General features: G+C 41.0%; 18 protein-coding genes, 3 rRNA genes and 1 pseudogene. 12 read left to right on the top strand and 10 right to left on the bottom strand.

The genetic code is table 11. From position 1 onward, the window contains the following. Window positions 1-201 precede the first annotated feature (201 nt). From rrf to rph, 6 genes are all read right to left on the bottom strand, one after another. Window positions 202-316 (bottom strand): 5S ribosomal RNA (gene rrf / locus AC3KZC_RS02465). A 130-nt stretch (window positions 317-446) separates the two neighbouring features. Next, a 23S ribosomal RNA gene (locus tag AC3KZC_RS02460) occupies window positions 447-3,333 on the bottom strand. A 271-nt stretch (window positions 3,334-3,604) separates the two neighbouring features. Then, window positions 3,605-5,146 (bottom strand): 16S ribosomal RNA (locus tag AC3KZC_RS02455). Together the 16S, 23S and 5S rRNA genes form the textbook arrangement of a ribosomal RNA operon. A 681-nt stretch (window positions 5,147-5,827) precedes the next feature. Further along, window positions 5,828-6,208 (bottom strand): diacylglycerol kinase, encoded by a 381-nt coding sequence (locus AC3KZC_RS02450; RefSeq protein ID WP_490580458.1) that lies wholly within the window; start codon window positions 6,206-6,208, stop codon window positions 5,828-5,830. A 50-nt stretch (window positions 6,209-6,258) separates the two neighbouring features. Beyond that, window positions 6,259-6,903 (bottom strand): orotate phosphoribosyltransferase, encoded by a 645-nt coding sequence (gene pyrE, locus AC3KZC_RS02445; protein ID WP_490580457.1) that lies wholly within the window; start codon window positions 6,901-6,903, stop codon window positions 6,259-6,261. Window positions 6,904-6,917: 14 nt separating this feature from the next. Beyond that, entirely contained in the window at window positions 6,918-7,631 is a 714-nt protein-coding gene (rph, locus tag AC3KZC_RS02440) for a ribonuclease PH (protein WP_490580456.1), read from the bottom strand. A 190-nt stretch (window positions 7,632-7,821) separates the two neighbouring features. On the opposite strand from rph, the gene AC3KZC_RS02435 reads away from it, so the two are divergent. The 5 genes from AC3KZC_RS02435 to AC3KZC_RS02415 all read left to right on the top strand — a co-directional run bounded on the left by AC3KZC_RS02435 (window position 7,822) and on the right by AC3KZC_RS02415 (window position 11,429). Continuing rightward, window positions 7,822-8,682, top strand: a complete 861-nt coding sequence (locus AC3KZC_RS02435; protein ID WP_490580455.1) for a YicC/YloC family endoribonuclease — start codon at window positions 7,822-7,824, stop codon at window positions 8,680-8,682. Window positions 8,683-8,864: 182 nt separating this feature from the next. Next, window positions 8,865-10,097, top strand: coding sequence for a tyrosine-type recombinase/integrase (locus AC3KZC_RS02430; RefSeq protein ID WP_490580454.1), 1,233 nt, complete (start codon window positions 8,865-8,867; stop codon window positions 10,095-10,097). A 20-nt stretch (window positions 10,098-10,117) separates the two neighbouring features. Then, window positions 10,118-10,870: a hypothetical protein gene (locus AC3KZC_RS02425; protein WP_490580453.1), complete on the top strand. Its 753-nt coding sequence runs from the start codon at window positions 10,118-10,120 to the stop codon at window positions 10,868-10,870. A 101-nt stretch (window positions 10,871-10,971) separates the two neighbouring features. After that, window positions 10,972-11,205, top strand: coding sequence for a helix-turn-helix transcriptional regulator (locus tag AC3KZC_RS02420; protein ID WP_490580452.1), 234 nt, complete (start codon window positions 10,972-10,974; stop codon window positions 11,203-11,205). Beyond that, window positions 11,202-11,429: a helix-turn-helix transcriptional regulator gene (locus tag AC3KZC_RS02415; RefSeq protein WP_490580451.1), complete on the top strand. Its 228-nt coding sequence runs from the start codon at window positions 11,202-11,204 to the stop codon at window positions 11,427-11,429. The genes AC3KZC_RS02420 and AC3KZC_RS02415 overlap by 4 nt, the downstream gene beginning before the upstream one ends. Window positions 11,430-11,933: 504 nt before the next feature. Here the strand turns inward: AC3KZC_RS02415 and AC3KZC_RS02410 are convergent. Continuing rightward, window positions 11,934-13,090, bottom strand: a protein-coding gene (locus tag AC3KZC_RS02410) for an IS3 family transposase (protein ID WP_518525900.1) whose coding sequence is annotated in 2 segments (ribosomal slippage) — window positions 11,934-12,844 and window positions 12,844-13,090 — 1,158 coding nt in all. Because the reading frame shifts where the segments join, the coding sequence is not laid out codon by codon here. Window positions 13,091-13,293: 203 nt separating this feature from the next. Between AC3KZC_RS02410 and AC3KZC_RS02405 the strand changes: the two genes are divergently transcribed. After that, entirely contained in the window at window positions 13,294-13,527 is a 234-nt protein-coding gene (locus tag AC3KZC_RS02405; RefSeq protein WP_490580030.1) for a hypothetical protein, read from the top strand. Between the two features lie 155 nt (window positions 13,528-13,682). On the opposite strand, the gene AC3KZC_RS02400 is transcribed toward AC3KZC_RS02405, so the two are convergent. Further along, window positions 13,683-14,165, bottom strand: a complete 483-nt coding sequence (locus tag AC3KZC_RS02400; RefSeq protein WP_490580029.1) for a hypothetical protein — start codon at window positions 14,163-14,165, stop codon at window positions 13,683-13,685. A gap of 341 nt (window positions 14,166-14,506) precedes the next feature. On the opposite strand from AC3KZC_RS02400, the pseudogene AC3KZC_RS02395 reads away from it, so the two are divergent. The 5 genes and pseudogenes from AC3KZC_RS02395 (at window position 14,507) to AC3KZC_RS02375 (ending at window position 19,406) form a co-directional block, all read left to right on the top strand. Beyond that, window positions 14,507-15,653, top strand: a pseudogene (locus AC3KZC_RS02395) (IS3 family transposase). Window positions 15,654-16,253: 600 nt separating this feature from the next. Then, window positions 16,254-16,610 (top strand): DUF1294 domain-containing protein, encoded by a 357-nt coding sequence (locus AC3KZC_RS02390; RefSeq protein ID WP_490580028.1) that lies wholly within the window; start codon window positions 16,254-16,256, stop codon window positions 16,608-16,610. Window positions 16,611-17,040: 430 nt separating this feature from the next. Next, the gene (locus tag AC3KZC_RS02385; RefSeq protein WP_490580027.1) at window positions 17,041-17,838 is read left to right on the top strand and encodes a substrate-binding periplasmic protein; all 798 of its coding nucleotides are present in this window, start codon (window positions 17,041-17,043) and stop codon (window positions 17,836-17,838) included. Continuing rightward, on the top strand, window positions 17,795-18,484 hold the full coding sequence (locus AC3KZC_RS02380; RefSeq protein WP_490580026.1) for a hypothetical protein: 690 nt from the start codon (window positions 17,795-17,797) through the stop codon (window positions 18,482-18,484). Before AC3KZC_RS02385 ends, AC3KZC_RS02380 begins: the two co-directional genes overlap by 44 nt. A 169-nt stretch (window positions 18,485-18,653) precedes the next feature. Next, entirely contained in the window at window positions 18,654-19,406 is a 753-nt protein-coding gene (locus tag AC3KZC_RS02375; RefSeq protein WP_490580025.1) for an NUDIX domain-containing protein, read from the top strand. 74 nt (window positions 19,407-19,480) lie between these two features. Here AC3KZC_RS02375 and AC3KZC_RS02370 read toward each other — a convergent pair whose 3' ends face one another. Together AC3KZC_RS02370 and AC3KZC_RS02365 are read right to left on the bottom strand one after the other, a co-directional pair. Continuing rightward, window positions 19,481-19,780 carry a DUF6172 family protein gene (locus AC3KZC_RS02370; RefSeq protein ID WP_490580024.1) on the bottom strand — a complete coding sequence of 100 codons (300 nt, stop codon included), beginning with the start codon at window positions 19,778-19,780 and terminating at the stop codon, window positions 19,481-19,483. 221 nt (window positions 19,781-20,001) lie between these two features. Next, complete coding sequence (locus AC3KZC_RS02365) at window positions 20,002-23,517, bottom strand: methyl-accepting chemotaxis protein (RefSeq protein WP_490580023.1); 3,516 nt, start codon at window positions 23,515-23,517, stop codon at window positions 20,002-20,004. A 472-nt stretch (window positions 23,518-23,989) separates the two neighbouring features. Here AC3KZC_RS02365 and AC3KZC_RS02360 point away from each other — a divergent pair, with 472 nt between their 5' ends. After that, entirely contained in the window at window positions 23,990-26,401 is a 2,412-nt protein-coding gene (locus AC3KZC_RS02360; RefSeq protein WP_490580022.1) for an alpha/beta hydrolase family protein, read from the top strand. The last annotated feature ends 94 nt before the right edge of the window (window positions 26,402-26,495 follow it).

Raw genomic sequence — 26,495 nt, 5'->3', positions numbered from 1 at the left:
AAATCACCAAATACAAAAAGCCTCTGATTTATCGGTGGCTTTCTTTTTATATGTTTATCGCCCACCTAATAACAATGTTTCATCTGCTTTTTTAAATAAAAACATACAATGTAATTTAAAAATGTAACTTAACTCTGATAATTTAAAACGCACATAGCAAAAAACCCGCTGCATTGCTGCAACGGGTTTCTCTTATTAGGAGCCTGGCGATGTCCTACTCTCACATGGGTAACCCCACACTACCATCGGCGCTGTTTCGTTTCACTACTGAGTTCGGAATGGGATCAGGTGGGTCCAAAACGCTATTGTCACCAAGCAAAATTTGGTTCGTTAATCACGCTCGCAATTAACTAAAATTCGGAAGGCTGATATTCAATTCGTCTACTTCAGTGCTATCTAACTTCTTGCTATTCATCAGTGCTTCATACAAACCACTTTGGCGTTGTATGGTTAAGCCTCACGGGTAATTAGTATTGGTTAGCTTAACGCCTCACAGCGCTTCCACACCCAACCTATCAACGTTGTAGTCTCCAACGGCCCTTCAGAGAGCTTATAGCTCTAGTGAGAACTCATCTCGAGGCTCGCTTCGCGCTTAGATGCTTTCAGCGCTTATCGATTCCGAACGTAGCTACCGGGCAGTGCCATTGGCATGACAACCCGAACACCAGCGGTTCGTTCACTCCGGTCCTCTCGTACTAGGAGCAACCCCTCTCAATTCTCAAACGCCCACGGCAGATAGGGACCGAACTGTCTCACGACGTTCTAAACCCAGCTCGCGTACCACTTTAAATGGCGAACAGCCATACCCTTGGGACCGACTTCAGCCCCAGGATGTGATGAGCCGACATCGAGGTGCCAAACACCGCCGTCGATATGAACTCTTGGGCGGTATCAGCCTGTTATCCCCGGAGTACCTTTTATCCGTTGAGCGATGGCCCTTCCATTCAGAACCACCGGATCACTATGACCTACTTTCGTACCTGCTCGACTTGTCCGTCTCGCAGTTAAGCTTGCTTCTACCATTACACTAACCGTACGATGTCCGACCGTACTTAGCAAACCTTCGTGCTCCTCCGTTACTCTTTAGGAGGAGACCGCCCCAGTCAAACTACCCACCAGGCACTGTCCGCAATCCCGATTAGGGACCTACGTTAGAACATCAAAACTACAAGGGTGGTATTTCAAGGACGACTCCACAAGAACTAGCGTTCCTGCTTCTAAGTCTCCCACCTATCCTACACATGTAGGTTCAATGTTCAGTGCCAAGCTATAGTAAAGGTTCACGGGGTCTTTCCGTCTAGCCGCGGGTATACGGCATCTTCACCGCAAATTCAATTTCACTGAGTCTCGGGTGGAGACAGCGTGGCCATGATTACGCCATTCGTGCAGGTCGGAACTTACCCGACAAGGAATTTCGCTACCTTAGGACCGTTATAGTTACGGCCGCCGTTTACCGGGGCTTCGATCAAGAGCTTCGCGTTGCCGCTAACCCCATCAATTAACCTTCCGGCACCGGGCAGGCGTCACACCGTATACGTCATCTTGCGATTTTGCACAGTGCTGTGTTTTTAATAAACAGTTCCAGCCACCTGGTTACTGTGACTGCCAACAGCTCCGGGAGCAAGTCCCTTCACCGTCAGCAGCGTACCTTCTCCCGAAGTTACGGTACTATTTTGCCTAGTTCCTTCACCCGAGTTCTCTCAAGCGCCTTAGTATTCTCTACCTGACCACCTGTGTCGGTTTGGGGTACGATTCCACATGAACTGAAGCTTAGAGGATTTTCCTGGAAGTATGGCATCAACAACTTCACTACCGTAGTAGCTCGTCTCGTATCTCAGTCTTAAGGAAACCCGGATTTACCTAAGTCTCCAACCTACTTACTTTCACATGGACAACCAACGCCATGCCTGCCTAGCCTGCTCCGTCTCCCCATCGCATTCATGTCGAGTACGGGAATATTAACCCGTTTCCCATCGACTACGCGTTTCCGCCTCGCCTTAGGGGTCGACTCACCCTACCCTGATTAACATGGGATAGGAACCCTTGGTCTTCCGGCGTGGGAGTTTTTCACTCCCATTATCGTTACTTATGTCAGCATTCGCACTTCTGATACCTCCAGCAACCCTCTCGAATCACCTTCAACGGCTTACAGAACGCTCCCCTACCCCGCATACAAAGTACGCAGGCGCATCTTCGGTGGTATGTTTAGCCCCGTTACATCTTCCGCGCAGACCGACTCGACCAGTGAGCTATTACGCTTTCTTTAAAGGATGGCTGCTTCTAAGCCAACCTCCTGGCTGTCTGGGCCTTTCCACATCGTTTCCCACTTAACATACACTTTGGGACCTTAGATGGCGCTCTGGGTTGTTTCCCTCTTCACGACGGACGTTAGCACCCGCCGTGTGTCTCCCGGATAGTACTTTACGGTATTCGGAGTTTGCAAAGGGTTGGTAAGTCGGGATGACCCCCTAGCCTTAACAGTGCTCTACCCCCGTAAGTATTCGTCCGAGGCTCTACCTAAATAGATTTCGGGGAGAACCAGCTATCTCCCGGTTTGATTAGCCTTTCACTCCTAGCCACAAGTCATCCCCTAACTTTTCAACGTTAGTGGGTTCGGTCCTCCAGTTGATGTTACTCAACCTTCAACCTGCCCATGGCTAGATCACCGGGTTTCGGGTCTATACCTTGCAACTATACGCCCAGTTAAGACTCGGTTTCCCTACGGCTCCCCTAATTGGTTAACCTCGCTACAAAATATAAGTCGCTGACCCATTATACAAAAGGTACGCAGTCACACCACGAAGGTGCTCCTACTGCTTGTACGTACACGGTTTCAGGTTCTATTTCACTCCCCTCACAGGGGTTCTTTTCGCCTTTCCCTCACGGTACTGGTTCACTATCGGTCAGTTGGGAGTATTTAGCCTTGGAGGATGGTCCCCCCATATTCAGTCAAGATAACACGTGTCCCGACCTACTCGATTTCATTTACTATAGATTTTCATGTACGGGGCTATCACCCTGTGCCGCTGTCCTTTCCAGAACATTCCACTAATCACAAATAAACTTAAGGGCTGCTCCGGTTTCGCTCGCCGCTACTTCCGGAATCTCGGTTGATTTCTTTTCCTACGGGTACTTAGATGTTTCAGTTCTCCGCGTTCGCCTCATATGGCTATGTATTCACCATATGATACCTATAAATAGGTGGGTTTCCCCATTCGGAAATCCTAGTCTCAAGCGCTTTTTACTAGCTTGACTAGGCTTATCGCAAGTTAATACGTCCTTCATCGCCTCCAACTGCCAAGGCATCCACCGTGTACGCTTAGTCACTTAACCATACAACCCAAAATAGTTTGAGTTATACATAAAGGACTGATTTAAACTTCGCCAGAAGTTAAATATTGAATACTAAAGTAGACACCAATCACATCTTTCGATGCAAATGGCATAATTTTACTTTTGAAAACTCTTTCAAATCTTTCGATTCAAAGAATTTTTTCTATCAGCTTTCCAAATTTTTAAAGAGCAATATTAATTAAACAGCCTAAGCCATTTAACTAACAATCATCTGTGTGGACACTACGAACAAATCAGTTCTAAATCGTGATAAGGAGGTGATCCAGCCCCAGGTTCCCCTAGGGCTACCTTGTTACGACTTCACCCCAGTCATGAATCACACCGTGGTAACCGCCCTCCCGAAGGTTAAGCTAGCTACTTCTGGTGCAACCCACTCCCATGGTGTGACGGGCGGTGTGTACAAGGCCCGGGAACGTATTCACCGCAACATTCTGATTTGCGATTACTAGCGATTCCGACTTCATGGAGTCGAGTTGCAGACTCCAATCCGGACTACGACGAGCTTTAAGGGATTCGCTCACTGTCGCCAGCTTGCTGCCCTCTGTACTCGCCATTGTAGCACGTGTGTAGCCCTACACGTAAGGGCCATGATGACTTGACGTCGTCCCCACCTTCCTCCGGTTTATCACCGGCAGTCTCCTTAGAGTTCCCGACATTACTCGCTGGCAACTAAGGATAGGGGTTGCGCTCGTTGCGGGACTTAACCCAACATCTCACAACACGAGCTGACGACAGCCATGCAGCACCTGTCTCAGAGTTCCCGAAGGCACAAAGCTATCTCTAGCGATTTCTCTGGATGTCAAGTGTAGGTAAGGTTCTTCGCGTTGCATCGAATTAAACCACATGCTCCACCGCTTGTGCGGGCCCCCGTCAATTCATTTGAGTTTTAACCTTGCGGCCGTACTCCCCAGGCGGTCTACTTAATGCGTTAGCTTTGAAAAAGTTGTCCGAGGACCCCAGCTTCTAGTAGACATCGTTTACGGCGTGGACTACCAGGGTATCTAATCCTGTTTGCTCCCCACGCTTTCGTACATGAGCGTCAGTGTTGACCCAGGTGGCTGCCTTCGCCATCGGTATTCCTTCAGATCTCTACGCATTTCACCGCTACACCTGAAATTCTACCACCCTCTATCACACTCTAGTTGACCAGTTCGAAATGCAGTTCCCAGGTTGAGCCCGGGGCTTTCACATCTCGCTTAATCAACCGCCTGCGTACGCTTTACGCCCAGTAATTCCGATTAACGCTCGCACCCTCCGTATTACCGCGGCTGCTGGCACGGAGTTAGCCGGTGCTTCTTCTGTCAGTAACGTCACAGATATGCTCTATTAAAACACACCCTTTCCTCCTGACTGAAAGTGCTTTACAACCCGAAGGCCTTCTTCACACACGCGGCATGGCTGCATCAGGCTTTCGCCCATTGTGCAATATTCCCCACTGCTGCCTCCCGTAGGAGTCTGGACCGTGTCTCAGTTCCAGTGTGGCTGATCATCCTCTCAAACCAGCTAGGGATCGTCGCCTTGGTGAGCCATTACCTCACCAACTAGCTAATCCCACTTGGGCCAATCTTTAGGCGTGAGGCCCGAAGGTCCCCCACTTTGGTCCGTAGACATCATGCGGTATTAGCAGTCGTTTCCAACTGTTGTCCCCCACCTAAAGGCATGTTCCCAAGCATTACTCACCCGTCCGCCGCTCGCCACCTCAGGAGTAAACTCCCTTGTGCTGCCGCTCGACTTGCATGTGTTAGGCCTGCCGCCAGCGTTCAATCTGAGCCATGATCAAACTCTTCAATTAAAAGTTTTTTTGAACCTTGCGGTTCAGCTCAATGAATTCTGATTTTCGTTTCCACTTTAAAAAAGTGAAATCAAATTGACTGTATAGCCACTCATTCATTATTGAGACTCTAAATTTTTTGCTTCGCTACCGAAGTAACTAAGCTGTTAGAACTCAACCTGTACGAGTGCCCACACAGATGATTGCTTAAATTGTTAAAGAACGTTGCAGCGTCAACTCTAGGAGCTTGCTGCGAAGTGGAGCGCTATAATAAACGTTTCACTTTTCAAGTCAACACTTAATTTGAAATTTCTTTCAAAACCAAACTAAGTTTTATGTAACTCTGTGAGTCGACTCTTGCCTCGCTAAGCGTTGCTGTCTGCCGTCTCAGTGGGGTCGCATTATAGGGCGGCGAACTTTTTTGGCAAGCGTTTTTTTGCATAAATTTACGATTTATTTCACTTAGTTAGCCATACAGACTTAACACCACCTTACCCTCAACTTACTCACAAAAAGCTGTGGATAAGTTATATATCTAGATACACCGATTAGCTCTGAGCTTTAATTATCTGGATTTTGAGAAACACAATCCTTGCTTTAAAAGGATAGCCACAACAATAAATAGAAGTATTTGGGTGCTTTGAACAGATGGCATTATTTATTGAAGTTATATAAAGAAGGACTTGTATAAAAGCAGTGCTTTTATACAAGTTTTAGATACAAACTCGCACCCCAAACAACTAAGACAACTAATAAAGATAACGTGACCGCTGCCGAGCCCATATCTTTTGCTCGCCCAGATAAAACATGACGCTCTGTTCCTACGCGATCGGTTAATGCTTCAATCGCTGAATTTAGCATTTCAACAAGAAGCACTAAAATAAGCACGCTTACCAATCCAGCCCAATGGAGTAGATTTTGCGCTAACCAAAATGATGCAGGAAACATAACAAGTGCCAAACCTAATTCTTGACGAAATGCGGCCTCCTCTTTTATTGCAGCTTTAAAACCTAAATACGAGCAATAGGTCGCTTTAAAAACACGCTGTAAACCTCCGCCATTTGGTTTATTAACTTCACTCATTTAAATACTCTCACTCGAAATTAAAAACCCTGCAGCTGCAGGGTTCATTATTATGCTACGCCGTATTGCTCTCGATAGGCTTTTACCGCAGCTAAATGGTTATCCATTGTGCCTTGTTGCTCTAGGTATAAAATTAGGTCTGCTAATTTCACAATCGAAATAACCTGAGTTCCGAAGTCTCGTTCGACTTCTTGGATTGCTGAAAGTTCAGCTTTACCCTTTTCTTGGCGATCAAGTGCTATTAATACACCCGATAACTCAGCTCCGCTTGCTTGAATGATTTCCATTGATTCACGAATAGCAGTACCTGCGGTTATCACATCATCAACGAGCATGATTTTACCAACCAACGCAGAGCCAACTAACGAACCACCTTCACCATGTGTTTTAGCTTCTTTACGATTAAAACAATAAGGCACATCTTTATTATGATGATCAGCTAATGCAACAGCCGTAGTGGTCGCAATTGGGATACCTTTATAAGCAGGGCCAAACAACACATCATAATCAATACCCGCGTCTTCTAATGCAGCTGCATAAAAGCGACCTAAGCGAGCAAGATCACGGCCAGTATTAAATAAACCAGCATTAAAAAAATACGGGCTTGTTCTGCCTGATTTTAAAGTGAACTCACCAAACTTTAAAACCTGCTTTTCAAGGGCAAATTCAATAAACTCGATTTGATAATCTTTCATTTTAAACCTTTTAATTACGCTAATGTTTGCTTTTGGATATCAATAATTTCACGGATCGAATGCTTAGCTAAAGTAAGTAATTGATCTAACTCTTCAAACGAGAATGGCTCAGCTTCTGCTGTACCTTGCACTTCAATAAGTTTGCCCGTTTCAGTCATGATCACATTCATATCTGTTTCAGCGGCTGAATCTTCAATATATTCTAAATCTGTGATTGGCTCACCTTTATAGATCCCCACTGAAATTGCGGCAATCATATATTTTAATGGATTAGTATTGATCATACCTTTAGCACGCATATGAGTCAGCGCATCAACTAATGCTACACAAGCACCGCTAATAGAAGCAGTACGAGTACCACCGTCAGCCTGAATAACATCACAATCAATAGTAATTGTGTTTTCACCTAACGCTTTTAAATCAACCGCTGCACGCAAAGAACGAGCGATTAAACGCTGGATTTCCATAGTGCGACCACTTTGTTTGCCACGGGCCGCTTCACGATCACAACGAGTATGCGTCGAACGAGGTAACATACCATATTCAGCAGTAATCCAACCTTTGCCTTGACCTTTCATAAAACGAGGCACACCAGCTTCAACAGTTGCGGTACATAAAACTTTGGTATTGCCAAATTCAACTAAAACAGACCCTTCTGCATGAAGAGTATAATTTCTAGTAAAGGTAACAGGTCGAATCTGGTTTAGTGTTCTTTCACTTGGACGCATCGTCTTTTCTCTAATCGATAAATTTGCCACATTATAGAATGTTTGACCGCCAACACGCCATTACCAATTTAAAAACTTTATAGACCCCCGCCCAGCAAACAAAATTAGTACTAGAGCTCATAATATCTTTCGTTATAATGGATAGAACTTAAATTTAAGCAACAACCTGCAATTAAAAGGGAATCATTTCATGATCCACAGCATGACAGCATACGCTCGCCAGGAACAAAAAGGTGATTGGGGTACAGGCACTTGGGAAATTCGCTCTGTAAACCAACGCTATTTAGAAACCTTTATTCGCGCCCCTGAGCAATTTCGTGGCATGGAACCTGTCATTCGCGATCGTTTGCGCAATAACCTTCAACGCGGCAAAGTCGAAGTTTTCCTAAAATTTACAGCCAACCCAGCGCATGTTGGCGAAATAACCATTAACGAATCCCTTGCAAACCAATTAGTAAACAGTGCAAAATGGGTACAAAATTTAAGTCAGGGTGAAATCAACCCTGTAGACATACTCCGCTGGCCAGGAGTCATGGAAGCGCAAGAAATTGATATGGATTCAGTGCAAGCCGAATTACTTGCTGCACTTGATAGAACAATTATCGACTTTTTAGAAGCTCGCGCAGCAGAAGGCGCAAACCTACAAGAAATGATCGAAAGCCGCCTAAACGCAATCACAGAGCAAGTTGATATTGTTGAGCAGCACATGCCACAAGTAAAAATTTGGCAGCGCGAACGTTTAAGCCAAAAACTCGAAGAACTCAAAACTGACATTGACGAAAGCCGCCTAGAGCAAGAACTCATTTATTTAGCACAAAAACAAGATGTAGCCGAAGAACTCGATCGCTTAAAATCACACGTCAAAGAAACTCGTAAAATGCTTAAAAAAGGCGGAGCATGTGGCCGTCGTTTAGATTTCATGATGCAAGAATTCAATCGCGAAGCTAATACTTTAGCTTCTAAATCAATCAACAGCGACATCACCAATGCTGCCGTCGAACTCAAAGTACTCATTGAGCAAATGCGCGAGCAGATCCAAAACATAGAATAGCGTTTCCTGACAGGGCTTGCCGTTCATAACCGATTAATTAACCTAGCTTTTGCTAGGTTTTTTGTTTTACACCGTTCATAATAGTTACCTATTGTTTGCGTTCAAGTGGTTACCAAAGTGGTTACCAAAACGCTTGGTAACCACTTGATGCAATTTTTGGTAACCACTTTGGCTGTGAGTAAATGAACAATAAAGAGATAAAATCAAAAATTAAGAGCTGCAATACACTTAGGTTTAGTGTCGGTGATGGTTTGTATATAAAACCAAATACAAAGAAAGATGGCGGCGCTTGGGAAACACGATATAGCATTAATGGTAAACGCCGATTTATGACCTTAGAAGGCAGTAACTTTCCTGAAATGACATTAGCTGATGCAAAATTTCAAGCTGCCAAAATTACACAGCAAGTCAAAAATGGTATCGATCCACTTGCAGAGAGAGCTCGCAAGAATGAAGAGACCATTATTACTGTTGATGATTTGTTTAATGACTGGTTTGAAGGTGTAACAAAAAAACTAAAACACCCACACATTCAAGCGCGTTATTACAATAAAGAAATTAAACCTCAAATTGGCCAACTAAGAATTGAGGATGTAAATGCTCGTGATATTCGCTCGATAGTTCAAAAGGTGGTTGCCTCAGGCCGCCCTTCTATAGCCAATAAAACGCTATTGCAATGTAAACAGCTATTTAATCACGCCTGTAAGTTAGATATTACAAACTCTAACCCTGCGTTTGCATTTAATGACTCCGACGCTGGTGGTGCAGGACAAAATCGAACACGACATTTAAGCATTAATGAAATAGAGATTCTATTCAACGTTTTAAAACAGCGCTCTGATATTTTTACCCGAGACAACTATGTCGCTGTGGTGCTTTTACTCACGTTAGGCATTCGTAAAGGCGAGCTCATCGCTGCAAAGTGGCATGAATTTGATTTTATAAAAAACCTATGGCACCTGCCAAAAGAGCGCAGTAAAACAGGTGTAGGTATCACTATTCCTATTTCAGCTGACTTACTCCCATTTATTGAAGAATTAAAAGTAAGAGCATGCGGGTCTGAGTATTTATTTCCAGCCAGAAAAACAAGCCAACGAAGAGCTTATATCTCTGACGATACCCTTAACCATGCACTAGCCAAATTATTTGGTAAAAAAGTCGATAGCAATAAACAACCTTACCCTAATTTACTTGGTCAAGCAGGAATTGAGCATTTTGTAATTCATGACTTACGAAGAACATGCCGAAGTTTACTGGCACATTTAGGCACGCCTAATGATGTAGCTGAAAGATGCTTAAATCATAAAATCAAAGGCGTGATGGGGGTTTACAACCAATACGATTATTTAGATGAACGCAGAGAAGCGTTAAGAAAACTAGCACAACTTATTACCCCTTTAACAAACCATCATTAAGAAAATCACGGCAGAATTTTATGGATAAATATGACATTTTCCCTCAATGCATTAGACGTGAGTTAGAAAAAGCACAAAGCATTCCAGATTTAGAAATAGCCCGACAAAGCGGGGAGATTATGGAAGAAGTTCGCTCAAATGCAGAAACTATAAACGCTCTTGAAAAAAACGGCTTGCTTATAGCTGGGACTATTATTAATTCTATTAATAATTTACCACCACCTAAGTATGGGCTCGACCTGATTCTTTTAGATAGGCGAACAATCATAGATACAGCTACTAGTGTCGAGGAAATAAGTAGAATTCTCCCCGATACATCCCATCCTGATTACAATTATTGGCTTACTGAGTTACTCCACAAAATGTATACTCTTGGCACTAAAGTTCAAGCATATAATGATCTTGTTGAACATAAATACGCACTAGAAGCAACAGAGAAAAACACTAACGACCGTTCAAAAGCAGGAAAAACACCTCCTAATAACTTTATACCGTTTATTGAATTAATAAATGTGATGGTAAGCGACATCAAAAAAGATGAACTCATGGTGACAGCAAGCAGAGCAAATATAACGGAAGCTATTTATGAATTATTCCAACATAAAAATAAACCATCTTATAAGTCCATAAAAAAATATATCAATATTGCTTTTGGTAAGCCCGCTAAAAAGGGCAACAAACCACATTCAGTACCATCTCTTAAAAAAGTAACTCACTGGATAAATGAAAGATACATTGAAGAAGCAAATAAAATAAACAACGTAATATCATAAGGTTAATAAATTTAATAAACCCTGATCATGATCAGGGCTTATTCCCCCATTTAAACATAATTATTATCCCCATCAGACAATTACAAACAGGGGAAACCACCTTGAAAGAATTAACAACACCACCAGCACCATTTATTGATCGCTTAATCCGTGAAGATGAGCGAGCTAAAATCACCTCTATTTCAAGAACCACGGCATGGAAACTTGAGAAACAGGGCTACTTCCCAAAAAGGCGAAAACTTCACCCAAGTAGCGACCGAGTATGCTGGCTATTGAGCGAAATACTAGAGTTTGTGAGAACTCGTGAAATATTAAATCAAGGTGTTTCACAATGACAAAAACACCTTCAAATCACTTAGAACAATATATCGAAGATACACGTATTTTAAAAAAGCCGGATTTACAGCGGTTACTGGGGATTAGCCGCTCGACTTTGGGTCGCTGGATAAAAGACGGAATTTTCCCCCCACCCAAACAAATTATTAATGGCCGCTCTATGTGGGAGTTTCAAGACTATAAAAAGTGGCGAGATATACAACATAAGCAACTTGCAGGCTAATTACCTGCTTTTTTTTGCCTAGTAATGACACACATTGAGACAAAGTTGATCAAAAAAAGACACTTTGAACTTTTATAAAAAAATTACTAACCCTCTATTTTTACAAGCTTTAAGTAAAAGTTATGCCTTTATGAATAAGCGGATATTTAGAAATATAAGGTTTATGTAATTCGTTATCATGCAGTAAATTAAACAATGTCTTTTAAAATAACAAAATATAACTCTTTAATTTTTAAATATAAAAACCATAGCTATGAAATTTATAAACCCAAAAGCAAAGGTCAAAATCTTAAAGCGCTAAACAAATTATTTTATTTAGTAGAATCAATGCTCTCACTCTATTCAAAAGTGTGTGTAATACGAATCGATCTTCACCCAAATGAATTCAGTACAAACAATCAAACCTTTTGCCAATTCATTAAACAACAGCAAAAAAAGCTCAGTAAACAATATGGCTGCACAGTTGGTTATACCGTTACGAGAGAACAGCTAACATTGTTCTGGTCAACTCCAACCGGACACTTTTCTAAAAGAGATTTCAAAATCTATCGGTGACTGATCAGCATTTGCCGAATGCAGTCGTTCTACATTGTAATATTTCATATATTCCGCCACATCATCACGCATATGTTGACGAGTTGGCTGTGGTACTTTTAACAACCAGTCATGCTTTAAACTACCAAAAAATCGCTCTACAACAGCATTGTCCCAACATGCTCCCACATCACCCATACTTGCTCGACAGCCCAATTGTTTTAATAAACGTCGATAACCTTTACTGGTATATTGCGAACCTCTATCGCTATGAAACACCAAGCCTTTAGGTGGTTTGCGCAAGTTGTAAGCCTTTATAAATGCTTTCTCAACTAAGCTTCGCGTCATTCGCTTAGATATGTTCCAGCCGACGATTCTGCGAGAATACAAATCCATTACCACTGCGAGATACAGCCAACCTTCGCCTGTTTTAAGATAGCTCACATCACCTGCCCAAACTTGGTTTGGCCCCACAGGATTAAAATTCATATTAAGCAAATTGTCAGCCACACTCTCACTGTGCTTACGCTTTGTGGTGACCTTATAAGCCAGACGTTGCGTCACATGCAGCTTCAGTCGCGCCATTAACTTAATGGTGCGATAACGTGTGATACTAAACCCTTCTTTGCGTAGCGCTTTAGCTAACTCTCGACTACCTAGGCTGTTCCGACTGGCCTTGAATAATGCTTTAGCTCGACGAAACAATGCGAGTGTATCGGCAGTGATAAGCTCACCAGGACTTTTAAGCCAAACGTAATACGCTGATGTACTGACCTGCATCACTTTGCACGCCATCGAAGTAGGATATTTCGACACAAGAGTCTTGATAAATGAGTACCTTACTTCATTTCTTTCGCAAAGAAGGCGCTGGCCTTTTTTAGGATTTCACGCTCCATTAATAAGCGTTTATTCTCTTTGCGTAACAGCATAAGTTCGGTGCGTTCATCGACAGATAAGGTATCACCTTGTGCCTGCTTTTTGTGTTTAGAAACCCAGCTGTAAAGGATTTTATCTGTGATACCTAAAGAAGCGGCTGCTTGAACTATTGTGTAACCTTGCTCAAGCACCAAAGCCACTGCTTCTTGTTTAAAATCGTTTGGATACTGCTTATTTATTCGTTTAGTCATATTCACCTCAATAATGGCATTATATTCCTTTATTAAAGTGTCCTGCTAATTCAACCACAACATTTAATAAGTATAGAAAAGAAAATCAATTAGTTAAAAAAGGCAATCACCTTTTAACAATATACAGCAATAAGAAGATAATTGAAGGTGTCGGCATTGCAAAAGCAACTAATGCAGGAAAGCTCAAAGTAGGTCAGAAAATATTGTTAGATGTTTTTAGTTTTCCGGCCAGTAAATTCGAGTATATCGAAGCTAAAATTACAGCTATTTCAAAAGTGGAAACCCCCGAAGGATTCTATTTTGATTTCATTATAAATCCAGAACAGATTGATTCAAATATAAACCTAACCGAAAATTTGTCTGCAACAGCAAAAATTATTGTAAAAGATATGACTCTACTAGAAAAAATATCTCAGATGATTGTGTGGGGGCGTTAATCGTGCTATTTATAACCAGCCATAAAATAGGTTAAAAAACAGCCAATTAAGTTGAGCATAAAACAAGTTTACGACCTCCATTCGCAACAACTCATTGAGTCATTTAACTAGATAAAGGTTGGAGGTGTAGAATCAATGAACTTTAAATTCTTATTTCACTCGTTAAAAATACTTATAAACTCGTCTAAAGACATATAATCCAAAGCATCTAATTGACCATCGAAATATAAAAAACTCTTTCTAATTCTATGTTCGTGACCAATGTAAAAAACAACGGAGCCATCCATTTTATGTGCACTATCATTAAGGTAGTAACTATCCTTTGGATAGATATCTCCAACAGAATAAGGCAAAGGGTGGGTTTCGGAGTTTTTTAAAACCTTAGTAATTATAGCGTTTCCAAAACCATTTTCTGATTCCTCATACTTGGTTACAAAAACATGTGAGGCCAAAGTAATTTTTTCATTTAAATCAGCTTTATCAAAGGAATAAATATTAGGTGTTTGCATAAGTTTGTTTAAATTATCCTCAATAGCGTCATGATCAATTGAATTTAAAGCAACTAATTTTTCAAAAATTAGTAAAGAAACCATAAAGCCCGATCCAAAGACTAAACCCTTTATAAATAATTTAAACATCCTTCACCTTTATAAATTGAACTATAGTACAGATTTTTTATACATTCATGACCAAATATTGAGCAGTTTTGAGGCTGAGTTTCACAAGTTTAACTTTTGTTAAGTCGTTTTTACAGATAAATACTTTTCGCCAATGAACTTAATAATAATTAGTTGATAATATGTTTACAGTAATAAAAATATCAACTTGTTTTTCAAATAACAGAAGTAATAATTTTGAGAACGGAACTTTACCTTTAAATGATGTAAGCATCTAGGCAAAGGCACATACCTTTCACTGATCTGCAATGATTAAACAGAGCCCTTTAATAATGGAATATAATCCAATATTGAGGTGTTAAATGACAAAACGAACAAACAGAAGTTACACAGCAGAATTTAAACAAGAAGCTGTGGCATTAGTAACCGAGCAAGGTTATAGCGTACCAAAGGCAGCTGCGTCTTTAGGTATCACAGATAAATTACTTTATAACTGGAAAGCCAAGGTTGAAATTGAGCAATCTGGAGCCAGTTTAAATGCAGATGAACGGGCTGAGCTGTTAATACTACGCAAGGAAAATAAAGAACTAAGGATGGAAAAAGAGATATTAAAAAAGGCCAGCGCCCTCCTGCTAAAGGAAACCAAGTAACGTTTAAAACGATTAAGCTACAATCTTCGCTATTTCCTGTGGTTAAGCTTTGCAAAGTGATGAAAGTAAGCCGCAGTGCTTATTATGCTTGGCTCAAGTGGCCAGCAAAGGTCATTACTGTAGAGCAGCTTAATTTAAATCGAAAGGCCAAGTATTTCTTCGAGAAAAGCAGAAATAGCTTAGGCTATCGAGAGCTTAGAAAGAAGTTACGCAGTGAGGGCTTTAACGTCAGTGATTATGGCGTTCAGAAATTAATGGCAACACTTGGTTTAGTTGTTACTCAACGAGTGGCTTACAAGGTAACAACCAAGCGCAAACATAGTGATGCGGTTGCTGACAATCTGTTGAATCAGAACTTTAACCCTGTTGCGCGAAATCAGGTGTGGGCTGGTGATGTGACATACTTAAGAACTGGCGAAGGTTGGATGTATCTAGCCATTGTCATGGATTTATATTCTCGCCGTATTGTTGGCTGGCATATTGATAAACGGATGACTGATTTGGTGAACAGAGCCATGATGAAAGCTTATAACTTACGCCAGCCACCAAAAGGCTTAGTATTTCACAGCGATAGAGGCTCACAATATACCAGCAAGCATTATCTAAACTGTTAGCAAACTATGGCATGAGAGCAAGCATGGGCGATGTCGGTGCGCGTTGGGATAATGCAGTTGTTGAACGATTCTTCGGCAGCTTAAAACATGATTGGTTGCTGAAAGTACCACAGCCAACTCGTGAGCATATGAGAAATGATGTGACAGCGTATATGCGTTATTACAACTTAGAACGGCTTCATACGACTAACGATGATCTGTCGCCAGTAGAGTATGAGCAAAGTTCCTTAAGAAAAGTGTCCTGATTTAGGGAATTGCATGAAGGCTAAATCCTTTTATCATGCTATAGAAATAATTACCCCCTCGCAGGGCGCTGTGCTTACGGGTCGCGGGAGGGGTGTTGTTATATTAAACTATAGGGATTCAGCTATAAAATCACAACCTATTTTTATAATCTTAAAGACATTCCTCAATATAGTTGTAGTAGAATGAGCGATGGGCTAAAACCCTAGCCATGGCCATAATCAAAACTCATTCGTTAAACAGCTGGTGGATGGCAAGGTCTGTTTAGATCTTTGAAGCCTTAATGAATTCACTTTAGCAAACAACTGGTTACTAAAGTGGTTACCAAAACAGATGAACCACCGAGAATAACAAGCTAACTAACTAATAAATAAAAAGTTTAAATAGATAACCAACATTCAGATCCAAAATATCGAATAAAAAATAAATCTGCTTTACCTCGCCATAAAGCCCTTGATTAACAAAAAAGGGCTTTAGGTTCTTCTTATAACAATACACGCTGTTTGCTTGTATAGATTGATGGGCAAAAGTCATTGGGAATTATTACAAAACACCAAGCAGCTGTTCGCTCAAAAATAACTCATAAAAACAATAAGCCTAGTATGCGCTTTTATTTAGGCTTTAGTGTTTTGGCGATTTGTTTTTTAGCTGTTTATTTCGATTTCGATTGGCAAGCTAGCGCGGTGAGCTATTACTATATAGCGATGAGCTTGATGACCTTTTTTATTTATGGGTTTGATAAAGTTAAAGCAAAAAGAGGGTATTGGCGTATTTCAGAGCGCTCGTTGCATATACTCTCATTGCTTGGTGGGTGGCCTGGCGCTGCGATGGCGCAGGCTGTGCTGCGGCACAAATCAGCCAAAACAGCTTTTTTACGCTTGTTTTGGATCACGGTTGTCGCAAATGTCGCCCTTATAACGTGGCTGCGCATTGCTTATACACACTATTACCCCAACTAAAACAATGACATCATTCAGCCCTAATTGTGTTGAAATAAAGTATCTTACACTTACCCTGTAGCATTTTGTAAAAAGGCGTATTACACAACCTTGTAAATATTCTGACTGTGGAAAGTTATCTGATTTTGTCTGGCCTGAACACAGTTATTATTTACAAGCTCACCGATATAAAGCGAAACAACTTTTACGGTAGCTTTAGGGTATTTTTCAGTAAGCATTACAGTCAGTACTTTTTTAAAATCGCTTGTTTTTTGCCCATATAATGATTTTTACTAGTCACTTTATAAAGCAAATAAATTAACATCCCCCCATTATGCACAAAATATAAAGTACAATTAAAATAGCCATAAAATAAAGCTAATAATGCTAGCGACTGCTTTAAAATTATACCTATAATGATGTGATATATGATTGATGTATGTGGATTAAATTGAAGTTAATTTTAATACTCTCTACCATGCTACCTCTGCTTTACTCAACGGCTGCTACCGCTCAGGCTAAGTCTCATTATCACTTTGCTTCTATTGAATATTTAATAGAACAAGAGGTTGGTAAAATTGTTTTAACACAAATTTATCAGCAACTCGACCTCAGCATAGCTATCACTCCTTTACCGGCAAATCGCGCCCAATATAAAGCAAACAACGGCACACTCGATGGTGAAATCATGCGTATTTGGAGCTACGGCGATGAAAACCCCGATGTAATACGAGTGCCGACCCCGTATTATTATTTAGAAACAATGCCTTTTGTACGCGCCAATAGTGATATCGAAATTAATCAACAGGCTGAATTAAAAAAATACCGCATTGGTAGAGTACGAGGTGTCAAACACACCAATAATATCACCCAAAATTTAACCGGGGTTTATGACTTTAATAGCACTAAATTGATGTTTGAGTTATTAGAGCAAAACAAAATAGACATTGGCTTAACCAATACATTTGATGGCGAAATCATCATTAAAAGCGCAGGGTTTAACAACATCAAACCAATGAAAAATCCATTAGTAGCACTACCGCTTTATCATTATATTCATAAAAAAGATGCCAGACTGGTTCCCATTATTGATCAGCATATTCGCCACTTAACCAAAACAGGTGAACTAAACAGCTTGATAAAACACGCTGAAAGCTATGTAATTGAGCAAAAAATGGCAGTGTCACGCATTACAAGGGCTAAAAATGAAGCCTCATATCCAAACCTTAATTCAGTTATTAACCAATAAAGAATTTAAAGCGTTACTCACGCATTATCTAAAATCGAATGAGCAAGATAAAATCGACATGCTGGCTTTTGTTTATCAACAAAGTCAAAAATCTTTGAGTGTATTTGAGTTTTATCAGCAAATTGCGACTAAATTTATCGAAGGTGCGGGTTTACCCGAAGCTTTAATTATGCAAATCAACACAAGTGATGCGCTCAGTTTTTTCACCCCTGCATTACAACTTAATGCTCACTTTACCCAGCGTAATTATTTACAGCGTAATGTACTGCATTATTTATTTGCCAGCCAAAAACCTCCTTTTAATTATTTGCGTTCAATGTTGTTATTTGAATCAAACGAAGCCCTAAGCCACGCTTTAATTGCCAGAGATTGTAAAAACCTCACACCCATTGAAGTGTACTTGAGGGTTAACAGTCAATTTGACGCTCTAGCAGCCCATGAGTTAAGTGCGTTATTCGGATTAATGGAAGCCGAGCAAACACTTCAAGCCATTCAACCAGACAATATAAACAGCACACTGACTCAAGTGTTCAAAAACTTACAGCAGCAAGCTTTGCCGATTAACGAACATGTTCAGCGCTTGGGTTTAATCGCTGCATATTATGGTAAAACAGCTAGCGAAATCGCTCGCTTATGCCGCCCATAACACACTCTTTTTGATCGTTTCAAAAAATCTATTGAACAATACTTAGGTCATCAATGTGTACAAACTATAAAACTCTAAAACCACAACCCATTAAGTTCCACTAGCCATTTGAATTAAACAAATGTAACGTTTGCTGCAATTAAATAGGCCAAATAGGTAAAAAAGCGTTATGTCGCATCTTATTGCCAAACTAAATCAGTATGGAGGAATTGAAATTTCTGGGCGCGATCTACCCAGCGATGCCACCATGTTTGCCAACCAGCTGAGTCAATCACAAGATTACTGGCAACAAAATGGCTGCAAGGTAATTTGGCTGACCATTTTTAATAATGACGCCCATTTATTACCCGAAGCCTACAAAGCTGGTTTTACCAACCACCACTGCACGACAAACCATATCACTTTGACCAAACGCCTAGAAGAAAACGCCCTGATCCCTAATTTTGCTCATCATACAATTGGGGTTGGCGGTTTAGTCATAAACGATAAAAATCAACTTCTTACCATACGAGAGCGCGACCATATAATTAGCCACCCTCATAACTGGAAATTTCCAGGTGGCATGCTCGACCCCAAAGAACACATAGCTCAAGGTGCGATTCGTGAAGTATTCGAAGAAACGGGGATCCGCACCACATTTGAGTCTGTATTGGGCTTTCGTCATTATCACAAAGGCCAATTTAATACATCTAACATGTACATCGTTTGTCGTTTAACACCCTTAAATAACGATATTGTGATGCAGACGAGTGAGATTGCCGATGCCTGCTGGATGGACGTCGATGAGTATTTAAATGACGATAAAATAGGTGCGTACAACAAAGCGATGTTAAAAAGCGCTCTAGCAGGAAAAGGATTTCATCCCTCTCAGCTTTCATCACTCTGCGCAAATACCGATGAATTAGAAATATTTATTGGTTGATTTTCCTTCAAAAGCAAAAAAGCCACTGATATAACTATCAGTGGCTTTTTTGTAATAAGAATAATCAGTTTAGATTATTCATCATCACCAAAGTCAGTGTTTTTAAACCCTGGCTTGGCTAATATTTCTAAATAAAACGAAGTGTGATTTTGGCTCACAATCTCATCAATACATTTGCTGATTGCAGATAAACGGATTTCTTCAGCCACTTCTTCTGTTTGGCCAAAACGGCAATCAAAATCCCAAAAGTCAGCACCTTCAGGCAATTTTTTATTGCGCTCGCGCTTAATGTATTTTTTTGCTTCAAATTTAAATGAATCAACCAAACGCTCTAATTTAATTTTTGGATGAGACAATACAAAAGTCTTTTTCATGATGTTCCTAGCGGCAATAAATGGATTGAAGGTCGTTTCGACCCGATCAGATAACACATTATACCTGTAACTAAATCAATTAACGTCATAAATGCCAGCAAATATCAAAAGAATCTGTTCAATTACGTTAAATAAAATAAAAGCCCCGTTTTTAATACCAGTAAAGTAATCCTAGCCGCTAGACTTAACTAACGAGCTAGCATCACTTCGTAATAATACCACTAGCCTGGTAATAGCAGCGTACCGTGCCTACCTTGTGTTTGCCCTGCCAACCTAAATGCCTCTAATAAAGACAAAGTATCTTGTGATTGTGAGGCGAGGTTTTGACTGGCACTTGCAATTTGCTCCACAAGCGATGAATTACTTTGTGTCACATTATCCAATTGCTCTATCGCCGCTTTGGTTTCTTGAACACGTTGCTGCTGGTCAACCGACTCAGTAGCAATTTGTGTAGCGCTATTAGCCGCTTGACGGATCAAACTAATGATCTGGCGCAGTGTCGTGCCCGACTCCTCAACTAATAACGACCCTTGTTCAACTTTTGCCACTGTTTCTGCTATTAACTGGCTAATTTTTTTCGCTGAACTTGCGCTGCGCTGCGCTAAATTGCGTACTTCAGCTGCAACCACCGCAAATCCGCGACCCGAATCACCCGCCCTAGCAGACTCTACAGCAGCATTTAAAGCTAACAAATTAGTTTGAAATGCAATTTCATCAATCACACTAATAATATCTTCAATGCTCTTACTGGCTTGATTTATTTCAGTCATACTTGCAATCGCACGCTCCACCACAGTGCCACCCAGTTCAGCTGTTTCACATGTTGCTTGCATCCGCGATTCAACCAGTTTTGCTTGTTCTGCACTGCCAGACACCATTTCAGTAATTTCTGACATCGTTGCGTTAATTTCTTCAAGAGATGCTGCTTGTTCTTCGGTGCGCTGGCTTAAGCTGGTATTACCTTTGCTAATTTCATCAATACCAGTGAGATTAACTAATGAAGCAGCCTTAATTTTATCAACCACACTACAAAGATGATCCAGTGAGGCATTGGTATTTCGTTTTAAATCATTAAAACTACCTTGATAGTCACGCTCAATTCGAGGTGTTAAATCACTTTTGGCTAAACGCTCCATCACATGTTGGCAGTCATCAATCACATCTGCGCAGCGTGCAACAATTAAGTTAACCCCTTCACTGATTTGCAGATAAAAACCTTTTTTTCCTGTTAGTTCAATTCGTTGATCTAATTTACCCGCTTGTGCAGCCTCTATAATAAACGCCAAATCCCCCTCAATAAAACGCTTTAACTTTTCAATGGTGTAATTGGTATCATCTTTAAGCTGACCAAACATCCCGTCATAATGTACTGATATTGGGTCAGTTAATTGACCTTGTGATAACTTTTGCACCACAGACGCGATATCTCCGACCGCCCCTTCGGTATCTTTGAGCATTTTATTCATATTCGATTTTAGTGTGGCTAAATCACCGCCTAATTGCGCAGTAATTTGATGGCTAAAGTCCCCCGCTGATGCGTGTTTCATCACAGCGTTAATATTGGCAACCCCCTCGTCTAACTGATACGTCGAACGATTCAATGCTTTACTTAATTTACCAAGCTCACCGGGGTAATGCTCAGAAACACGCACCGACAATTGCCCCTCTGCAAGTTGGTTTGATGCGGCTAAAATTTCAGCAAAGGTTTGTTGGTATTGTGAAATGGTATGGTTAATCTCCTTCCCTAACAAAACAAAATCACCTTGTAACTTTGCCACTTCCATTGTTTTGAATTCACCATTAGCTAAATGAGTAAAGGTTTGCTTAATGGCCGATAGTGCCTGCTGATTCACTTTAACAGACTGATTAATTGACTGCTGTAACTGTGCAAAAGTACCTTTATAGTCACCACTAACATGTGCTGAAAAATCGCCTTTTTCAACAGCGCTCATTGCATCTGCAATGGCCGTTACGGTTGAATTAATATTTTCTAATGCACTATTAATACTGAGTTTTACCGTTTGTAGCGTCCCTTTGAGTGGCACGTTAATTTGTTTACTAAAATCCCCCTGGCTGATGCTACTGACCGAACGCTCGATTTGCTCAAGTGCTTGTTCAGTTTGCGACATGGCAAAATTTACTTTTTCCCGCAACTGTCCTTTTACTTCTTGCGGCAGCCTTACATCTAGTCGGCCATCAGCCAAACCATCAACCACAATTTCAAGCGAACTCATCGTCGAGGCAACACTGAGTGCAGAACGATTAATGCCTTGTTTTAACAGCGCTAAATCGCCCACAAAATCCCCTTCAATACGTTTGGTAAAATTACCACTTGCAATCGCATCAGAGACTTGTACAGATTCACTAATCGCAGCATCAAGCTTCACCAACATTCGGTTAAACATCGTCGCAGTGGTAGCAATTTCATCTTGGCCAGTCACTGTTGCTTGAGCTTTAAAACTAAACAGATTTGACACATCACTGATTGATTTATTAATAACGCCAAGATCTTGCACCATTTTATTTGATATTGCGCGGCTGATAATGAATAAAACAGCCAACAAAACAATGCCAAAGAGCAATTCAATGATAGAAACCCAAAATAAATACTGCGCTTTGCTATTAACGAGAGCCGCTAACTCCTCTGATTTTTCAATTGCCAAGCGATTTATCAAACTAATCCGCTCAGTCGCAGCACCAAACCAATCACTTGCTTGTACAGTACCAAGCGGATTAAATTGCGCTTTATAACGCACAATATCGGCAAACACCGTTTGTTTCTCGTCTGTTGTTTGCGCTTGCTCAATAGCGCTTATCAGCTGCTGCAACACAGTTAACTCAGCAGTATCAAGACTATCTGCGCTTGAAGCAAGCTGTGCTTTAAACACCTCAATACCTGTACTATTTTTAGTATCGAGCAATTCAAGCAGTTGATTGTATCTTTGTTTTAGCCCAAGTATTTTAATAAATACCGCTCGCATATTTTGTACATTTTTCATGGTGTCTTCTTGTAGTAAGCGGATAAACACATCATGAAACGCTTCAGAACTAAAGTGGATTAAACGTTGCTGAAAATAAGCTTGTTGTGCAAGGTAACTTTCTATTGTGACTGCTTTTTCAAGCGGTAATTCGTTGGTGGTAAATACACCATTTAACGCGCCTCGTTCTTGACCCGCCTTTTCTTTTAACCAACTAAGTGATAGGTAGGCATTAAATATTTGGCTTGCTTTGGGGTCATTAAGCGACACCATAACTTGCTCTAGTACCGTCAGTGCATTGGTATTAATATTGGAGTAGTAATCAAACGGTAAAAAAGGCGGCACCAGCTGTAATACGCCTTGGCGTAAGCTATCTCGCTGCGCCAAAGCCATTTCAAGCTCTGTTAACAATTTTATTTCATCTTGGTGGGCGCTGATTTTTAACTCAGGTAAAATGGCAATCAGTGCTTGGGCTGCTTGATCTGCATTTTTATGCTGATTGATTAATGGTTCTGCATTGGCACCTTTGCGCGCTAAAAAACCAGCTGTCAAACCACGCTCCACGGCAAAATTATGTGCAACCGATGCCAGTACTTTAACTTGCACTAAGCGCGCTTGCACTGCTTTTTGCTGTTGGTATTCCTTGACGTTTTGCCAGATAAGGTAGCCCAATATCAAAGTAATGATGGTAAAGGGCAGTAATACCACTACATTAAATTTTGATTTGATTGAACCTTTTTCTAATAACGAGTTAAGCATTCTTCACCTCTCCAAGGGTAGCCGCTATACGAACGCACAGTAAAATTCTATCGATGTCTATAAACTTTAGAGCACAGTACCAGTATGCGCTAAAAAAACTGTGAAAAATTAAGCATAAAGCGGCATACTACAATCTTGTTAATTCACGCTTAAAGAGCCTTATTTATCAGTGCATTTAACGAAAAACACCCCAAACTTAGTGTGTTTATTTTACAGCACGACTAACAACCAAAAAAAGTGGCGATCTGGCGTATAAAAACAAAAAAATCAGTCCAAAGTTACACGTATTCTCATCGAACTCTGATGGCGAAAGGCCCTAAACTTGATGTTTCAGTGGCATAATAGCGTGCTTTAACCCGAAACCCCGTTTACGCCAAGACTCAGTCCACCCATCACATAATCAAACTAGTCTATTGATAAATTTGATTTTTTAATCAATGATGCCTTCATTTACCTAAAAAGGACTGCTTGAATGTATCGAATATTTTTACTCAGCTTATTACTGCTTAGCCAATGGGTGCTGGCCAATACGGGCTACCAAACCCCAAATAAAATGATGGCGGATTTGGTCGATGCGCCTCAGCGTCCGGGTTTTAGCATTTCGCCAAATAAACAATGGGTTGCTGTATTAAATCGCCCAGGACTCGCCAGCATTGAAGAACTCGCCCAGCCAGAGGAAAAGTTAGCTGGCCTGCGTATTAATCCAAATATCTTTTCTACCAGCCGTGCTACAGGCTACAACGGCATTGAGCTACGCTCACTAACCAATGACACGACCATTACCGTCAAGAATTTACCTAAGGGTAAAATTCTTGATGTGCAATTTGCCCCTAACAATGCGCACATTGCGTTTATTGTTGAAACCAATAACGGCTTAACACTGTGGCGCTTTGATTTAAAAAGCCAAAAATTACATCAAGTAAGCAAAAACACCATAAATGCCGCATTAGGTGGGGCTAAATATCGCTGGAAAGACGATTCATCGGGCTTTTACACGCGTTTAACTGTGGCACCCGCAAGCGATATACCAAAACAAACAACTAGTAATATTGAGCCAATTATTCAAACCTCTGATGGTAAAAAAGCAGCGGTTCGTACCTATTCAAATTTATTAACGTCACCCCATGATGAAGCGGTATTTAGCTTTTTAACAATCTCCCAATTGGCCGAAATAAGCCTCAAAGGAAAAATAAAAAAACTAGGTCAGCCGGGTATTATTAATCAGTACCGTCCATCGCCCGATGGCCAGTATTTATTAGTGTCGCAATATAAAAAGCCATTTTCGTATTTAGTGCCTGCTAGCCGTTTTCCACTGCTAAGCCAAATTTGGGATAAAGCAGGTAAAACTGTGATTACAGTGGCCGATTTACCTTCTGGCGAAAGCATGCCAAAAGGATTTGATTCGGTACGTGAAGGGCGCCGCAGCATTGAATGGCGCGATGACCACCCAGCGACACTGGCATGGGCGCAAGCGCTTGATGGCGGCGATATGAGCCAAAAGCATGATTTTCATGACTCTGTTTACACTTGGACTGCACCATTTAAAAACGAACCAAATTTACTGATGAAGATTGAGCGCCGCTTTAGTGGTATTCAATGGGGTAACGGCCAATTTGCCATTATTAGTGATTGGCGCTTTAGCGATCGCCAAGTGCGCTCGTGGAAATTCACACCCGACAATCCCAGCGAAAAAACCGTATTATTTGAACAACGTTCTTATAATGATAATTACAACGATCCGGGTAATTTTGTGTATGAGCGCAATCAATACAACCAAAATGTGATTAAAGTAGTTGATAACAGTAAAGTATTACTAACAGGCATTGGCGCGTCACCACAAGGTAATATTCCATTTATGGATAGCTTTGATTTTGCAACGGGCGAAAAACAACGCTTGTGGCAATCAGCAGCACCGTATTACGAGCGCGTTTTAGTCACGCTAAATAACCAAGCAACAAAAGTGCTTACCTTGCGCGAATCAACCAACGAACAGCCTAACTTTTTTATTCGTGATTTAGCCAATAATACCGTTAACCAATTTACCTTTTTTCCACACCCTGCCCCACAATTTAATGGCGTTAAAAAAGAGCAAATTAGCTATACCCGTAAAGATGGCGTAGAGCTTACTGGTACTTTATATTTGCCGCCAAATTACGATGCCAGCCAAGGCCGTTTACCGGTATTAATGTGGGCCTATCCGCAAGAATTTAAAGATAAAAAAGTAGCCAGCCAAGTCACAGACTCACCGTATGAATTTGTGAATGTCAGCTATTGGGGTCCAATGCCGCATTTAGCACAAGGTTTTGCGGTATTTGATGACCCTAAAATGCCAATTATTGGCACTGGCAGTGAACTTCCAAACGACAGCTTTCGAGAGCAGTTAGTCGACAGTGCAGCTGCTGCGGTAAAAGTATTGGTTGATAAAGGCATTGCCGACCCAGAGCGCATTGCGATTGCAGGCCACTCATACGGCGCATTTATGGTGGCTAATTTATTAGCGCATTCTGATTTATTTAAAGCCGGTATTGCACGAAGCGGAGCTTATAATCGCACGTTAACGCCATTTGGTTTTCAAGGTGAAGAACGTAGTTTTTGGGAAGGGCAACAAGTGTATGGCGATATGTCACCCTTTTTTCATGCTGAAAAAATTGATGAGCCAATGTTGATGATCCACGGTAAAGAAGATCCCAACTCAGGTACTTTTCCAATGCAGTCTGAGCGCATGTTTGCCGCAATGAAAGGCCTAGGTGGCAATGCTCGCTTGGTGATGTTACCGCATGAACAACATGGTTATCGCGCACGTGAATCATTGCTTCATGTTTTGTGGGAACAAGAGCAATGGCTTGAAAAATATGTAAAAAATGCTAAGTCAGAAGCAAAATAGTTACGCTATCGTAGCGACCATTGCAAATGTAATGGTCGCTATAACCTTCTCATCTTTGTGCCCAAAACGTTAAAATTCGCATTAAATTGATCGC

The organism is Pseudoalteromonas sp. J2K-J031 (assembly GCF_058197095.2).
Note: the sequence above shows the minus strand (reverse complement) of the source record. Positions and strands in the feature narration are given on the sequence as shown.

Excerpts from the sequence above, each read along its gene's own strand:
- AC3KZC_RS02425 (WP_490580453.1), top strand. The coding sequence starts at position 10,118 with ATGGATAAATATGACATTTTCCCTCAATGCATTAGACGTGAGTTAGAA.
- AC3KZC_RS02390 (WP_490580028.1), top strand. The coding sequence starts at position 16,254 with ATGCGCTTTTATTTAGGCTTTAGTGTTTTGGCGATTTGTTTTTTAGCT.
- AC3KZC_RS02400 (WP_490580029.1), bottom strand. The coding sequence starts at position 14,165 with ATGTTTAAATTATTTATAAAGGGTTTAGTCTTTGGATCGGGCTTTATG.
- AC3KZC_RS02370 (WP_490580024.1), bottom strand. The coding sequence starts at position 19,780 with ATGAAAAAGACTTTTGTATTGTCTCATCCAAAAATTAAATTAGAGCGT.
- AC3KZC_RS02415 (WP_490580451.1), top strand. The coding sequence starts at position 11,202 with ATGACAAAAACACCTTCAAATCACTTAGAACAATATATCGAAGATACA.
- rph (WP_490580456.1), bottom strand. The coding sequence starts at position 7,631 with ATGCGTCCAAGTGAAAGAACACTAAACCAGATTCGACCTGTTACCTTT.
- AC3KZC_RS02365 (WP_490580023.1), bottom strand. The coding sequence starts at position 23,517 with ATGCTTAACTCGTTATTAGAAAAAGGTTCAATCAAATCAAAATTTAAT.
- AC3KZC_RS02360 (WP_490580022.1), top strand. The coding sequence starts at position 23,990 with ATGTATCGAATATTTTTACTCAGCTTATTACTGCTTAGCCAATGGGTG.
- AC3KZC_RS02375 (WP_490580025.1), top strand. The coding sequence starts at position 18,654 with ATGTCGCATCTTATTGCCAAACTAAATCAGTATGGAGGAATTGAAATT.
- pyrE (WP_490580457.1), bottom strand. The coding sequence starts at position 6,903 with ATGAAAGATTATCAAATCGAGTTTATTGAATTTGCCCTTGAAAAGCAG.
- AC3KZC_RS02435 (WP_490580455.1), top strand. The coding sequence starts at position 7,822 with ATGATCCACAGCATGACAGCATACGCTCGCCAGGAACAAAAAGGTGAT.
- AC3KZC_RS02430 (WP_490580454.1), top strand. The coding sequence starts at position 8,865 with ATGAACAATAAAGAGATAAAATCAAAAATTAAGAGCTGCAATACACTT.
- AC3KZC_RS02450 (WP_490580458.1), bottom strand. The coding sequence starts at position 6,208 with ATGAGTGAAGTTAATAAACCAAATGGCGGAGGTTTACAGCGTGTTTTT.
- AC3KZC_RS02380 (WP_490580026.1), top strand. The coding sequence starts at position 17,795 with ATGAAGCCTCATATCCAAACCTTAATTCAGTTATTAACCAATAAAGAA.